Origin of the sequence: Devosia psychrophila, from assembly GCF_000971275.1 — a bacterium.
Classification (GTDB): Bacteria; Pseudomonadota; Alphaproteobacteria; order Rhizobiales; family Devosiaceae; genus Devosia; species Devosia psychrophila.
On sequence record NZ_LAPV01000066.1, the window covers coordinates 1 to 12635 of the forward strand.

General features: G+C 60.1%; 15 protein-coding genes and 1 tRNA gene. 2 read left to right on the plus strand and 14 right to left on the minus strand.

The window, feature by feature from the left end; genetic code table 11:
• Positions 1–360: 360 nt before the first annotated feature.
• The 13 genes from WH91_RS05385 to WH91_RS05445 all read right to left on the minus strand — a co-directional run bounded on the left by WH91_RS05385 (position 361) and on the right by WH91_RS05445 (position 9330).
• On the minus strand, positions 361–579 hold the full coding sequence (locus WH91_RS05385) for a hypothetical protein (RefSeq protein WP_046169987.1): 219 nt from the start codon (positions 577–579) through the stop codon (positions 361–363).
• Positions 580–804: 225 nt separating this feature from the next.
• The gene (locus WH91_RS05390; protein WP_052952607.1) at positions 805–1119 is read right to left on the minus strand and encodes an I78 family peptidase inhibitor; all 315 of its coding nucleotides are present in this window, start codon (positions 1117–1119) and stop codon (positions 805–807) included.
• An 868-nt stretch (positions 1120–1987) separates the two neighbouring features.
• Positions 1988–2380 carry a hypothetical protein gene (locus WH91_RS05395; RefSeq protein ID WP_046169988.1) on the minus strand — a complete coding sequence of 131 codons (393 nt, stop codon included), beginning with the start codon at positions 2378–2380 and terminating at the stop codon, positions 1988–1990.
• Positions 2380–3132 (minus strand): 23S rRNA (guanosine(2251)-2'-O)-methyltransferase RlmB, encoded by a 753-nt coding sequence (gene rlmB, locus WH91_RS05400; protein WP_046169989.1) that lies wholly within the window; start codon positions 3130–3132, stop codon positions 2380–2382. The genes WH91_RS05395 and rlmB overlap by 1 nt, the downstream gene beginning before the upstream one ends.
• 45 nt (positions 3133–3177) lie before the next feature.
• Positions 3178–3528, minus strand: a complete 351-nt coding sequence (locus WH91_RS05405; protein ID WP_046169990.1) for a VanZ family protein — start codon at positions 3526–3528, stop codon at positions 3178–3180.
• Between the two features lie 109 nt (positions 3529–3637).
• Positions 3638–3722: transfer RNA gene (locus tag WH91_RS05410), tRNA-Tyr, on the minus strand.
• A gap of 172 nt (positions 3723–3894) precedes the next feature.
• Entirely contained in the window at positions 3895–4749 is an 855-nt protein-coding gene (locus WH91_RS05415; RefSeq protein WP_046169991.1) for a sugar phosphate isomerase/epimerase family protein, read from the minus strand.
• Between the two features lie 31 nt (positions 4750–4780).
• Positions 4781–5134, minus strand: coding sequence for an NAD(P)-binding domain-containing protein (locus tag WH91_RS05420; RefSeq protein WP_074797880.1), 354 nt, complete (start codon positions 5132–5134; stop codon positions 4781–4783).
• 196 nt (positions 5135–5330) lie between these two features.
• A complete protein-coding gene (locus WH91_RS05425) occupies positions 5331–6149 on the minus strand; it encodes a DUF6544 family protein (protein ID WP_046169992.1) in 819 nt (272 codons plus the stop codon).
• Entirely contained in the window at positions 6146–6772 is a 627-nt protein-coding gene (locus WH91_RS05430; protein ID WP_046169993.1) for a GNAT family N-acetyltransferase, read from the minus strand. The genes WH91_RS05425 and WH91_RS05430 overlap by 4 nt, the downstream gene beginning before the upstream one ends.
• Positions 6773–6819: 47 nt before the next feature.
• Positions 6820–8151 carry a CopM family metallochaperone gene (gene copM / locus WH91_RS05435; RefSeq protein WP_074797883.1) on the minus strand — a complete coding sequence of 444 codons (1332 nt, stop codon included), beginning with the start codon at positions 8149–8151 and terminating at the stop codon, positions 6820–6822.
• Between the two features lie 146 nt (positions 8152–8297).
• Positions 8298–8669, minus strand: coding sequence for a hypothetical protein (locus WH91_RS05440; RefSeq protein WP_074797886.1), 372 nt, complete (start codon positions 8667–8669; stop codon positions 8298–8300).
• Between the two features lie 13 nt (positions 8670–8682).
• The gene (locus WH91_RS05445; RefSeq protein WP_046169999.1) at positions 8683–9330 is read right to left on the minus strand and encodes a helix-turn-helix domain-containing protein; all 648 of its coding nucleotides are present in this window, start codon (positions 9328–9330) and stop codon (positions 8683–8685) included.
• A gap of 167 nt (positions 9331–9497) precedes the next feature.
• Here WH91_RS05445 and WH91_RS05450 point away from each other — a divergent pair, with 167 nt between their 5' ends.
• Positions 9498–10220: a response regulator gene (locus WH91_RS05450; protein ID WP_046169995.1), complete on the plus strand. Its 723-nt coding sequence runs from the start codon at positions 9498–9500 to the stop codon at positions 10218–10220.
• A 3-nt stretch (positions 10221–10223) separates the two neighbouring features.
• On the opposite strand, the gene WH91_RS05455 is transcribed toward WH91_RS05450, so the two are convergent.
• Complete coding sequence (locus WH91_RS05455; protein ID WP_046169996.1) at positions 10224–11762, minus strand: PAS domain S-box protein; 1539 nt, start codon at positions 11760–11762, stop codon at positions 10224–10226.
• Positions 11763–12348: 586 nt separating this feature from the next.
• Here WH91_RS05455 and WH91_RS25275 point away from each other — a divergent pair.
• The coding region (locus WH91_RS25275) for a transposase (protein ID WP_248305810.1) at positions 12349–12635 on the plus strand (287 nt) is incomplete at its 3' end.

Below are 12635 nucleotides of genomic sequence, written 5' to 3' on the forward strand. Positions count from 1 at the left end.
GCATCAGCATATCCTGCTGCATCCGCTGGCGAAGCGGCCTGGTAGGAGCCTCGGTCGATAGAGTAGCCATGGCAAGTTCCTCTCGTTGAAGGGAACTCCATGGTCAGATCAGCTGCCGCTCGATCAATAGCTTATAATGAAACCGAGACCCCGCCGCCCGCACCCTCCCGCGAAGCGGGTTCGTGCATGGGCGCTTTGCTGCCGGCCATTGGCTACCTCGGATGCCTCTCCTTAGACAGCCTCCCACACCCGTTTGAGGATTTTGGCAGCGATCGCCGCCTTATCTATATCTTTGGGGGTCTAAGGGGCATGCGTATTTGTGCCCGGTCATGGTGGCACAAATTGCGATCCTGAAGCGGGCTAGAATGCCAATAGTCCAACGATCCCAATCACGGCGATCAGCGCAGCGACAATCGCGAACTCGTCGACAGGCCACTCCGACAATGGGTAGGCTTCTCCAAAGAGCGACAATTTCCGAAGTGGGCTGAGCCAGGAAGTTCCATTGAAGACGGCGAGTTTTCGGCGACGATCGCGGCTGTACTCAGCCTGCATTGCTATGTTGGTTTCTAAGTCCAGCATTGTGAAGATGCTCAGGTTGATAGGAGCCCCACGAGGAGCGCTATGCCTGGATTCCTTCTGGATTCTTAAGATTGTGCAGATGTGATCGCGGCACCAAAATAGCCGAGCACTATGGTACCGAAAGTGATGTAGAATAGCATCATTCAGGCCCAGGATAACGTCGCCTAGAGCAACTAGAAAACGAGCGGCCCTTGCTGCCTTCAGAGTGCCGTAGCTAGGGGCTGATCAGCCGCAACTGACGCGCACCAAATTACCCGCGGCGTCGGTCTCAAGGTTCAGCCGAGCTTCGCTGAAGTTCTGAATCACCGCCTGACCCGGCGCGATCACTCGCACATCTCCTTTGGACGCCACCAGTACGCCTCCAACCTCGGCATCATCCGCGGTGCTGCCTTTGACGGGTTCACCGATCTTGCCCTGCAGTTCTGAAGCCCCGCAGTCAGCTGGCGCCGGCAGAGGCGTCGCCGGAGCGCTGGTGTTTGTGCACCCCGAAAGGGCCACAACGGCGACCAGCGTGGCGCCTGTGCGAAGATAAGATAACATCGGCAACTCCCGTGGAGCCTGCACACCGCATCACAAATAGGGCTGCTTTGCGGTGCCAGCCCGTATGCTGGAAAATGAACAGAGAACTTACAAAACCATCAAGGCCCGATCTACTGGAGCCGGGGCATCTGCGGTCACCACTGTAGCTGTGACTCTGCACCGCGCGGCCCACGCATCAGCAGGCTCTGAGGACCTTACCTGCGGGCTTCGATAGCCCACCTGGCCGATGTCCCTCATTTCGTTGACCACTCCCCCAATGGGTGATTGTTCCGGCCAACCTTGTCGCCACGGTCCTGATCCCCGGAAAGGAAGAAGGCCCGGAGTTCCGGGCCCTTGTGCGTTGATGGAAAAGCTATCCGTTCGTGAATGGAAACGCTCCCCCCAAAAATGGAAATTCTATGGGGAGCGTCACAAAGGCGAGCCTCCCAACAGCACAGCAGCGGAGTAGTGGTGTGGCGGCATTCGCACTCTGAACACGATCCGGTCGCAGCCCCCGTTCCAATCCAGCTCAAAGTGAGAAAGCCCCGGTTTCCCGGGGCTTTCTCTTTCAATCAAAAGTTGAGGCTAACTGACGTGAACATTGAGTGCGCACAAGTCGGACTTTTGACCATCCTCGTCGGGCGCTCACACGGGCTTTGAGCAGATGATGCTCCCCCCGGTGGTTTCGCGAATGTCGCACTTTGGACAGGTGCCAATCCACACAATCTGGCTCTGCTCAAGCCAACGCAGCGACATCTACGGCTCTTGGTCTGGAAGGTCCGATTTCGACATAAGTAGCTAAATGGGACCTAAATCTCTGAAATGGTGAGGGTATGGTTTCAGGCGAGCATGAATTTGGAAAATCCGTATCGCTCGCAACAGCAGGGCCTCAGTCCTCTTCGTCGTCCTCGACATCGGTCAGATAAACCGACACCTCAATATCAATATCATACCCACCGATCGCGGCGGCGACATGCGCGGGGAGGCGGGCTGACATGGCTTCACCGTGCTCGGGATAGTCGAAGGCGATATCCAGCACGGCCTTGCCGATGCGGCGATCGTCCAGCATGGCGGCAATCGCCGGGCCGGAGCGCTCGGCGAAGTCCAGCAGGCTGCGCACCGGATTGGTCACCGATACGTCCACCTGCGCGTAGAAGCTCGCTTCGGCATCTTCGGGCTCATAGCGGACCGTCAACTGCTTGAGGGCGGTTTCGAGTTCCGCCTGGGGCAGGGTGACGCCCGACAGCCGCAGGGCGATGGCGAAGGGGGCAAACTGGCTCATCAGCTGCGTCCGGCAGTGGCCGCAAACAGAGCAATGGCGGCGGCATTGGAAACGTTCAGTGACTTGATCGGGCCGGGCATGTCCAGCTTGACCACTTCGTCGCAGAGCTCGCGAGTGCGCTGGCGCAGGCCCTTGCCCTCGGCGCCCATGACGATAGCCAGTGGCTGATCGCCCGAACGCGGCTTGAGCTGCTGATCAGATTCGGAATCAAAACCCAGCACCAGCATGCCGCGTGCCTTGAGCTTTTCCAGCGCGTCGGCAAGGTTGCGGACCTCGATCATCGGCACGAGGTCGAGCGCGCCGGAGGCAGCCTTGGCCATGACGCCGGTTTCGCGCGGCGAATGACGAGCCGTGGTGATGACAGCATCGGCACCAAAAGCACAGGCCGTGCGAAGGATGGCGCCGACATTGTGCGGATCGGTGATCTGGTCGAGCACGACCACGAGTTGCAGCGGCTTGATGTCATCGAGGCCGAAGCGGCTCACCGGATCGACTTCGAGCGCAGCGCCCTGGTGTACGGCGTCCTCGCCCAGCAGCAGGTCGAGTTCCTTGGGCGTGGTTTCCTTGACGGTAACCTTGCCGATCTCGCCGGTCTCTTTGAGCCGGTTGAGGGCGTTTGGTGTGGCCAGCAGAACCTTCTTGATGCGGTTCTTGTTGTCCAGCGCAGCGCGCACCGTATGCAGGCCATACAGATAGACCGGGCCGGCATCGATATCGTATTTGGGTTTGGGCGGAAATTTGTTGAAGCTCATGGGGGAGCCGTAGCGCCTTTGCGCGAGAGCGGCAAGCGCCTGCCGCTATTGCCGATGCCTGCGCGCTGCCAATTGCGCCAGCAGCCAGCCGCAACCAAGGCCTATCGCGGCGCCCGCCAGCTTGACCAGGGCATCGCCCTCCCGGCCGTGCCGATCGGGGTGCAGCGTCTGCAGCCACTCAAGGCCGACGACACTGACCAGCACCACCGCAGCAGCAAGCCAGAGATGGCGCGGATAGGCCAGGGCGAACAGCAGTCCAACTGCAAGGAAAGCCGCTGCCCGCTCCATATCGACCGGCAACACGCTATGCGGCCGCAAGCCAATCGGCGACAGCGTGGCAAAGGCAATGAACAGGAATGCCAGCCAAGCGAAGATTCGAAGGGTCGTCTTTGTCATGCAACCGTCTTAAACCCCGCTATCGCCTGCGATCCAGCCGCAAAATTGCATGCCGCATCACAACTGCAATAGGTTGGTTTGGCGGACAGATCACCTGCGGGAGGGACGATGGTGGAGGGGACTGGATTCGAACCAGTGTACGCTAAGCGGTCAGATTTACAGTCTGATGGATTTAACCACTCTCCCACCCCTCCACAACTACGTCGCTTGGGTCGGAAACGAAGCGCCGGGGCGTTTCGTCGGGCGGTTTATGGTGGTCTGTGACAGGAGTGTCAACACCCCTCGCAGCGTTTGCAGGCAAGAAAGCGTTGAGAGTAAACGGAAACCGCCGTGCGGCGCGGCCGAACTCCCCGCGCGACGTCAGAGTTATGGGCCCGCTTTTGCCCAGGTCTGGCGAATAAAGCCGATGGATTCAGCGAACAGCGTTTCGAAATCGGGAAATAGCGGTCGCCAGACCCGCGTCGCCGCGGCCAGTTCGGGCAGGCCGGCGCCGAATGCTTCGAGGGTAACCCAGCCGTCATAGCCGGTACGGCGCGCGGCGCCGAAGACCGCCGCAAAATCTATGTGACCGCGACCCGGTATGCCGCGATCATTCTCCGATACGTGCAACACGCCCATGGCATCGCCGAGGGTGGCAATAGCTCGCGCCTGGTCCTGCTCCTCGATATTGGCGTGGAAGGTGTCGTACATGATGCGAAATGCCGGGTGGTCGACACGGTCGGTATAGAGCCGGGCCTGTTGCATGGTGTTGAGGAAATAGGTCTCGAACCGATTGAGATGTTCGAGGCTGACATAGAGGCCGTTGGCGCTGGCCCGAGCGGCAAGGGCGCGGTGGGCATCGACACCATATTGCAGCTCGATTTCAGTCGGACCCGCCCCGGTAAAATAGCCGATCGGCGCATGCATCGGACCGCCAATGCTCTCGGCGCCCAGCGCGATGGCGCAATCCAGCGCCCAGTCGAGGTGAGCCCGCCCCGCCTGCCGAATCTCGGGGTCATCGCTGAGCGGATTGGCGAGCACTGACGGAATCACCGACGTCGTGGTGCGACGCAGGCCAATCGCGTCGAGCTCGCGCCCCATCCAGGCATAGTGCTCCGGCCCCCTGCGCAGCACCGGAATTTCGACGCCGTCGTAACCCAGGTCGGCAATTCGACCGATCCAACCCAGATGCTCCGCCTCGACGAACCCGGTCAGGCACAGCAGATTCACGCCAACCTGCATCGCCAGTCCTCCTCGGCATCACGGCGCAAGCTTAAAGCCCTTCACTAGTCTTGCGCCAGTGTACGCCTGAGCGACGACGCGAGAAGATGGTTGTCCTCCCAATACCTCGGGGGCACGCCAAGGCATTGGTCATATCGATGATAATCTTTCCCCGCCAGGTGGGCAGCGCCTTGGTGACATCGGCGTGCGACTCGAAGCGAACGGCCAAAAAGATGATGTCCGCCCTGACCGCTTCCGACAGTGTTTTGGGAATGATTTCGTGTCCGATTGCGGCCGCAGCGGATGCAAAGCCTTCGGGGTCGTGGTGGTCGCGACCGATACGTCGATGCCGCTGCTGGCGAACGCCCTGGCCAAGTTGGCCAAAGCCAATAGTTGCGTAGTTCATGTTGATTCTCTTTAGGTTAGACGGGCCCGAGGCGGCAACATGAACGGATGAATCTTGCGGGCGATGCCGCACCCTTTAGCGTCGTACCGAGCCGGTTATTTCGCCATCGCCACAACCCTTCGAAGTAAGACTAACATCACGCCCGATTGACCGAGCGTAGCAAGGGACATCAAACGCCGCGGCATGGCGGCTGCTATCATGAGCTACCGGCGAAGGAGAGGATCGTCCCTCGCCAGTAGACGAATTCGCCCTCGGGAAGGTCCCACGCCACCTCGCCATAGCTGGGCAACCGGTATGCGCCATACGTCGCGTAGGCCCCAAATCTACCGATCCAACGGGTCGGTTGGGACAGTCCATCGACGAGATATGGGCGATCGTCGGCTTCGATACCGACGATGTCGCCTTCGGCATCGAAGATGTGACGCACCCTGGCAATGCCACCGTCCGTCGGCGCCGATACTTCCACTGTTCGGTCGTCGATCTGCCGCCAGGCCAGGCCTTGGACGCTGAGGATCGCATCGGGGTTCCAGGCGAGTTCGGACAGGAAGCGCATCATCTCGCCTATGTCGTTCTCCGGCCCGGTCGCGTGCGCCATGGGCAGTGCACCGGCCACCTTCACCTCCAACAGACCATGACCGCGGACATAGGAGTCCACGACGCGAATCGGGACGACGGTCGCCACATTGGCTGTCGCTTGCCAGACGAATGCTGCCTTGCGGGTGCCCGACAGCTGGGTGGCATCGACGTCGAAGAACGGTTGGTTCGGCGCCAATCGCATTTGGGCCCTCTGACGAGACAGCACCGTGAACGGGCCATTCGCCCGACCACCGTTCCGTTCGGCGAACCGGCGCATGATGGGAGGCGGCTCGGAGACGTTGCGCGATGCCTCGAGCTGTTCGGCAGCCGCTTCGAGGCGAAGGCGCGCTATCCGATCCTGGAAACGCGACGACAAAATCGTCAGGACGATTAGCCCGATCAGAAGAACTGCCATCAGGCCGTAAAGGATCGGCTTCATGGCTGAACCTCCAGCATGCGATCGGACATTGTCCTGCCGGTAACTGCAGCCGCCGATCGACCGATCAATTCCTTCGCGACATCGACCAAGGTGTGGTCGTCTCGATGGGAGCGAGACACGAAACCCAGCGAGGAGGCGAGCGCAAACGTCGGGACGTTGTCGCGCCTGACAAGACCATAGATCCGTCTGATCCCGTGGGCTCTGGCGTAGGAAGACAGTTGAAGCAGCAGTTCCCGACCGAGCTCGATCCCGTGTAGGTCGCTCCGCGCCAGGATGGCGAACTCCGCACCTTGCCGGTCGGGTTGCCCCCCATAGCGGACAACTCCAGCCAGCTGCCCGGACGGTTCATCCGTCGCGACGCAGGCGACGTCGCGTTCGAAATCGATCTGGGTCAGCTTCATTATCCGTTCGGGGGAGAACGGCTTGGACGTCGATAGATACCTGAGCCGCAGATCGTCCTCCGAGACCATCCGCAGGAAGTAGGGATAGAGGGGAGCGTCCATAGGACGAATTGGCCGGATCCTGTAGCGAGAGTCAGCCAGCTCCACCAACCGGTCCCATCCCGAGGGACAGCGCAGGGGAGCCTCGTCGGCGGGCAAGTGATCGATAACGATGACGGCCATTTGCTTTCCTCTCGAGGCTCCCGCCGTTTGGCTGGCTGTCGGGCCGTTCAGTCGGTCGTCGATCCTTCTCGGCGTGCGAGCCAATCGCGCATGGCATCGATCTCGACCTGCTGCTCGACGATGATGTGCTCAGCGAGCGCCCTGTTCTCCGGATCCGATCCGTACTGGAGCAGCACCTTGGACATATCGATCGCGCCTTGATGGTGCGGGATCATTCCGCGGACGAAAGCCGCGTCCGGATTTGGATCCATCATCCCTTCCATCATAGGCCCGTGCATGGTCTCCATGGTCGCGGCATAGGCCGCGGCTGCGTCATCTGGACTGCTCGCCGGCAATGTACCGGCATCTGCCCCGGGCATAGAGGCGTCATGGGGATGCTCGGGATCGAACGCATGAGTGCTCATCGGGGCGCCTGCTTCCAGCCCCTCCGGGCCGTAGAACACGGCATGCAATCCCCAATAGCTTGTGCCGAAGACGACAAGTGCTGCCAGCAGCAATGCGGGAACTGCTTTAATCGACTGGCGGAGCACGGGTAGGAAGCTCAGGGTGCGCGTCGGGTCCACAGCGATGGCGACGATGATCGCCATGATCAAGGCGTGACCGATGAGGTCGATGCGACCGAAGGGGTAGACGGCGGCATTGAAGATGATGAACAGCGAGACCGCCGACAGCCTGCGGACCAATGGTGTCCAAAGCAGGCCCAAGCCCATGGTGAATTCGGCGACGCCGGCCATCGGGATGAAGACGTCCCGCGGCATGCCGAAGGTCAGGAACGGCTTGTCCAGGACGAGCGGGTAGAACCATTCGGGATAGGCGAATTTTTCGAGACTCGACCACATCAGTGCGATCGCCACGCCCCAGCGCAGGACTTCGAAGCGATGCTTGCGCCACTTCTCGTTGTCCGACGCCGCCAGCACCAGATAGAGCGCAACGCCGACGCCTAGGGCGAGGTAGTCCAGCAGGTGGAACAGGTCGTATTCGGTCAGCGCCATCGCCCACAGCAGGATGATGCCTGCCGCCGAGAATGGCATGGTCTTCTTGGAGAAAACGCCCAAGGCAATCAGTAGCTGAAGCCACGACACCCATTCCGCAGGCGTCTGCAGATCCGGCGTTAAGTAGACGCCACCCACGGCAAAGATCGCCACGAAGAAGGCGCCGATGACGCATCGTACGAAGTCGTCGAGCCTAAGCCATAGGGGATTGGAGATCTTGTCCATTCCCACGAGCACGGCTTCGCCGGCGGGGCGCCGTTCGATCTCCCGGGTCGCGAGGAAGAAGATCAGGACCAGCCCGATGGCCAGCCAGAACCAGGTATTGGTCAATGTCTGCATCACGGGTGCTGGCGACTGCCCGACGATGTAGGGCGCGAACCATTTCACGTGTGCCTGGGCAGGGACTGCCCATAGCGAAGTCACCAGCAGGACCGAGCTGAAACCGACAGCTCCCGCCCATCGAGGCCGAGCAGGTAGCGTAGGTTTTGTGGGCATAAGGTCAGCCATAGAGGCCTCTTGGGTTTTCATGGTTTTCATTGGGAATGGTCCAGATCGTGCAGTTGCACGCTCGTCGCAGGTGCTTCGAGGAGCAGTCGGGAAACGGTCAGTTCGGTCGCCATGTCCGGGATCGGCACGATCAGGATGAGATTGCCACGCGCCAACGACGTCTGGAGCTCGATAGCCGCTGGTTCGGTCATGACCTGCACGAATGCCCCCAGATGCTCGGGCAGCCCGGCATGCAGTCCGAAACCGACGACCAGTTCGACGTTGGACCGGCCGGTGATGCCCATCATGTTAGAGCGATCGCAACCGGCCTTTTCCAGGCCTTCGATGGTGCCGAACATGTCTTGCGTGTCGTGGAATACCGCCATGGCGATGCGCGGCTTCCGTGGCTGGGATGTCATTTTCCGGGCCCGCTCATGCCGAACCGATTTCGGACTCGGCGAGGAGGAGCAACTTCACCAGATCACGGATGACGAAGCCGCCACGATCCGGGAGGTCGATCACCCGCATAGTGCGCATCTTGGTGAGGGAGCGGCTGACGGTCTCGATCGTCAGGCCCAGGAAGTCGGCGATATCGACGCGACACATGGGCAGCGACAGGCGTTTGCCGACGACAGGTGCCGATTGACGGCTGGCCATACGGAGCAGGAACGACGCAATCCGCTCGATCGCAGACTTCCTGCAGAGCAAAATCGAGTGGTCCTGCATGCCAGCAACTGCTTCAGCGGCCATGTCGAGCAGTTTTTCGCTCAGTTCTGGCCGATTGCGCATGGCCAGAAGCAATGACGACCGAGGAATGACCTTAACATGCGTCTTCTCGATGACGTCGCAGTCAAAGCGGTAGGTGCTGCCATGGCCGAATCCGACGATGTCGCCCGGGAAGGCAAAGGCAATGATCTGCCGCCTGCCATCTGGGAATATCTTATAGGAGCGGGCGACGCCCTGCACGATCTCGAAGAATTCCGCGGTGCTGTCGCCTTCATGGAAGATGGGAGAGAAAGGCGCAAACGTTCGAACGCTGTCCCGGTCGATAGCGCTGCCCATCCACGACATCTGGCGCATATCGGTAGCTGCTTCACTGAAGAGGAGCATGATCTGGGTTCCGTGCCGTCGATCTGACCGCGGCATGGACAGATGGTCATGGCCAGGTAATCGGCGTACGCTGACTTCGTACCAAATTGTAACGAAACGTAACGGCTCCTCAATGTCGGGTCGTCGGCAAGGCGCGGATGACCGAGAACCAGCATCATATTCTTATCGTCGACGACGACGAACAAATTCGACGCCTGCTGCGGCGCTGTTTCGAAGGCGAGGGCTACCGTGTCAGCGAGGCGCAGGACCAGGACGGTGTCGATGAGGTGCTGTCGTCGGGCGTCGACCTGATCACCCTGGATCTCAACCTGGGCAGGACCGACGGCTTGTCCATTGCCCGCGCGGTGCGCCAGGGCTCCGACGTGCCGATCATTATGATCACCGGCAAGGGCGAGATGATCGACCGCGTGGTGGGGCTGGAGATTGGGGCCGATGACTACATTGCCAAGCCATTCTATCTGCGCGAAGTATTGGCTCGCGTTCGCTCGGTGCTGCGCCGCGCGCCGCACTCAGCGCCGTCGAAAATCGAGTCATCCAATTCTAACCACGCGAAGTTCGATGGCTTCGACCTGGATTTCGCTCGTCGAAAGCTGACCGGGCCCGATGACTTGGCCATCGAGATCACCAGTGGCGAATTTGACCTGCTCGTCCTGTTTGTCAATCATGCCCATCGCGTCCTAAGTCGCGACCAGATCATGGACCTTCTCAAGGGCAACGAATGGAGCCCCAACGATCGCAGCATCGACAACCAGATCGCTCGACTGCGTAAACGGATCGAAATCGATAGCGGCAGCCCACGGCTGCTCAAGACGATACGGGGGGCGGGCTACAGCTTCACGCCCGATACCCTGACCATCTGATAGTCATGGGTTCAGGATGTCGTCGATCGCTTTGGCCAGCTCGGCCTGGCGATACGGCTTCCGCAGAACCTTGAGCTGCTGGGCGGCCAACTCGTCGGTCTGCGCCAGGACATCCGCATAGCCGGACGTCAACAGGACGCAGATGTGAGGGTACAGTGTACGCACCTTGGCGCTCAATTCGTATCCCGACATCCCGCCCGGCATCACCAGGTCGGTGACAAGCAGGGCCACCTCCGTGTCCCCCTCCAGGAGCGCAAGCGCTTCGACGCCGTTGCTGGCTTCGAACACGTGATAGCCCAACCGCGTCAGTCTCGACACGGTCAACTTGCGAACCCTGTCGTCGTCCTCGACCGCTAGGATGACCCGGCCTTTGCCACCGGATGTCGCCGCCGGCATCGGGGCAGGGGGAAGAACCACAGGCTCATCGAGATAACGTGGGAGGAATATGCTGACCGTCGTTCCCTTGCCATGTTCGCTGGAGATGCTGGCGTGCCCACCGGACTGCTTGGCGAAGCCATAGATCATGGAAAGACCAAGACCGGTGCCTTTTCCCGGCTCCTTCGTCGTGAAGAAGGGCTCGAAGACACGGTGGCGAAGCTCGGTGGGAATGCCGCTGCCAGTGTCTGCAACGGAAAGCCGAACGTATTCACCGGGCGTCAGCCGGTCCAAACGGTCGGACATCGTCTCATCGATGACGACGTTGCTGGTCTCCAGGACCAGATGGCCTCCATTCGGCATGGCGTCCCGCGAATTCACGGTGAGGTTGATGATCGCGCTTTCGACCTGCGATGCGTCCACCTTCGTAGACCACAGTTGAGGGCTCAAGGAATTCGAGAGCTGTATGGTAGCGCCCAACGTCCGGTGCAGCATATCGGTCAGCCCGACGACGAAGACGTTGAGGTTGACGATCTCTGGTTCGAGATAGGAGCGACGGGCGAATGCCAGAAGACGAGCCGTAAGACGAGCACCGTGGTCAGCTGCCTCCAAGGCCTCGGCGACGAGCTCCTTCTGCAGCGGCGTCGTCAATTTTTCGTCCAGCATTTCCAGATTGCCCACCACGACGGTCAGCAGATTGTTGAAATCATGGGCGATGCCGCCGGTGAGCTGGCCCAAGGCCTCCATCTTCTGAAACTGCCGAAGGGCCATCTCGGTGGCCTTGTTTGACGAGAGGTCGCGAATGATCCCAGTGAAGTAGGTCTGCCCCTCCATCTCGAATTCGCTGACGGCAAGATGCATCGGGAAAACACTGCCATCGTTGCGTCGCCCTGTCACTTCGCGTCCGATGCCGATGATCTTCCGCTGACCGGTGTTGCGATGATTGGTCAGAAAGCCGTCGTGCTGGGAGTGGTAGGGTTCGGGCATCAAGAAATGGACGTTGCGCCCGATAAATGCGTCCCGATCGTATCCGAAGAGCGTAGCCGCAGCTGGGTTGACCGTCGTGATGGTGCCCACGTGATCGATGGTGATGATTGCATCGAGCGCAGATTCCAGAATCGCCTGCAGCTTCTTTGCCTGGCCTGCGAGACTCGCAGTGGCTGTCATATCGATACCGGGGTTGGTGTTCCTCGAGACCGTACCCTCTCTGGGCCACTCGCACAACGCGCATGACCCATCGCTCAAGTCGCCGTTAAACGCCAACAGCTGCCGTAGATCGCCTTGAAACGATCCTCGACCTTCTAGGGGACGCGAACTTCCTTCATCACATCGAGATTCGCCAGTCGTCGCCAACTAGCGCCATGCGACCATGCCCAGGAATTTGTCGCTATGGTTGCCAATTTTTGCTCTGCGCAGCATTTGCAGCACGCCAGGATGCCGTCAGGCCCTCGGCACATTTGGAATGGTCCATGACGGAAAACTCGCAACAACATCCTTACGGTTTTCCTGATGAATGGTCCTACTGGGTGAAAACTGGCCAGGACTCGGGCTATGGCGGCATCAGGTGTTTCACACCTCCTGATACCTCCAAACTTCCTACTAAAAGTTTGAAAACCACGCGCTGTTTCGGCGATTGCTACTTTCGCTGCGAGACTTCGCTCACGCAAGCAGCGCTCTCACCTTCATCCGCAAGTGAGCTGCTGCCGGTTTTGAGGACACCGAGTTAAGGTGTTTTTGGAACTGGAGAGTTTTGATGGAGAGACGCAAGTTCAGCCGGGAGTTCAAGCTCGAGGCTGTTAAGCTGGTCAGGGAACGAGGCGTTGCGGTGGCGCAGGCGGCCCGTGATCTGGACCTGCATGTGAACGTGTTGCGCAAATGGGTGCGTGACGGTGTAGCGATCCTGACGATTGTCAGCGCCGCGACGACTTTCATGTGCCCCGTGATCGACCGGTTCCATCACGCGGACAAAGGCAGTGGCGTCGCTGCCGGTCTCCAGAAGCCGCGGCCTGCCGGCTGCAAGGCGATCGAAAGTCTCCGGGA

Bases quoted from the DNA above. Each gene is read 5' to 3' on its own strand.
- WH91_RS05445 (WP_046169999.1), bottom strand. From the start codon at position 9,330: ATGCGCCAGATGTCGTGGATGGGCAGCGCTATCGACCGGGACAGCGTT.
- rlmB (WP_046169989.1), bottom strand. From the start codon at position 3,132: ATGAGCTTCAACAAATTTCCGCCCAAACCCAAATACGATATCGATGCC.
- WH91_RS05440 (WP_074797886.1), bottom strand. From the start codon at position 8,669: ATGACATCCCAGCCACGGAAGCCGCGCATCGCCATGGCGGTATTCCAC.
- WH91_RS05390 (WP_052952607.1), bottom strand. From the start codon at position 1,119: ATGTTATCTTATCTTCGCACAGGCGCCACGCTGGTCGCCGTTGTGGCC.
- WH91_RS05415 (WP_046169991.1), bottom strand. From the start codon at position 4,749: ATGCAGGTTGGCGTGAATCTGCTGTGCCTGACCGGGTTCGTCGAGGCG.
- WH91_RS05455 (WP_046169996.1), bottom strand. From the start codon at position 11,762: ATGACAGCCACTGCGAGTCTCGCAGGCCAGGCAAAGAAGCTGCAGGCG.
- WH91_RS05420 (WP_074797880.1), bottom strand. From the start codon at position 5,134: ATGAACTACGCAACTATTGGCTTTGGCCAACTTGGCCAGGGCGTTCGC.
- WH91_RS05385 (WP_046169987.1), bottom strand. From the start codon at position 579: ATGCTGGACTTAGAAACCAACATAGCAATGCAGGCTGAGTACAGCCGC.
- WH91_RS05425 (WP_046169992.1), bottom strand. From the start codon at position 6,149: ATGAAGCCGATCCTTTACGGCCTGATGGCAGTTCTTCTGATCGGGCTA.
- WH91_RS05405 (WP_046169990.1), bottom strand. From the start codon at position 3,528: ATGACAAAGACGACCCTTCGAATCTTCGCTTGGCTGGCATTCCTGTTC.
- WH91_RS05395 (WP_046169988.1), bottom strand. From the start codon at position 2,380: ATGAGCCAGTTTGCCCCCTTCGCCATCGCCCTGCGGCTGTCGGGCGTC.
- WH91_RS05450 (WP_046169995.1), top strand. From the start codon at position 9,498: ATGACCGAGAACCAGCATCATATTCTTATCGTCGACGACGACGAACAA.
- WH91_RS05430 (WP_046169993.1), bottom strand. From the start codon at position 6,772: ATGGCCGTCATCGTTATCGATCACTTGCCCGCCGACGAGGCTCCCCTG.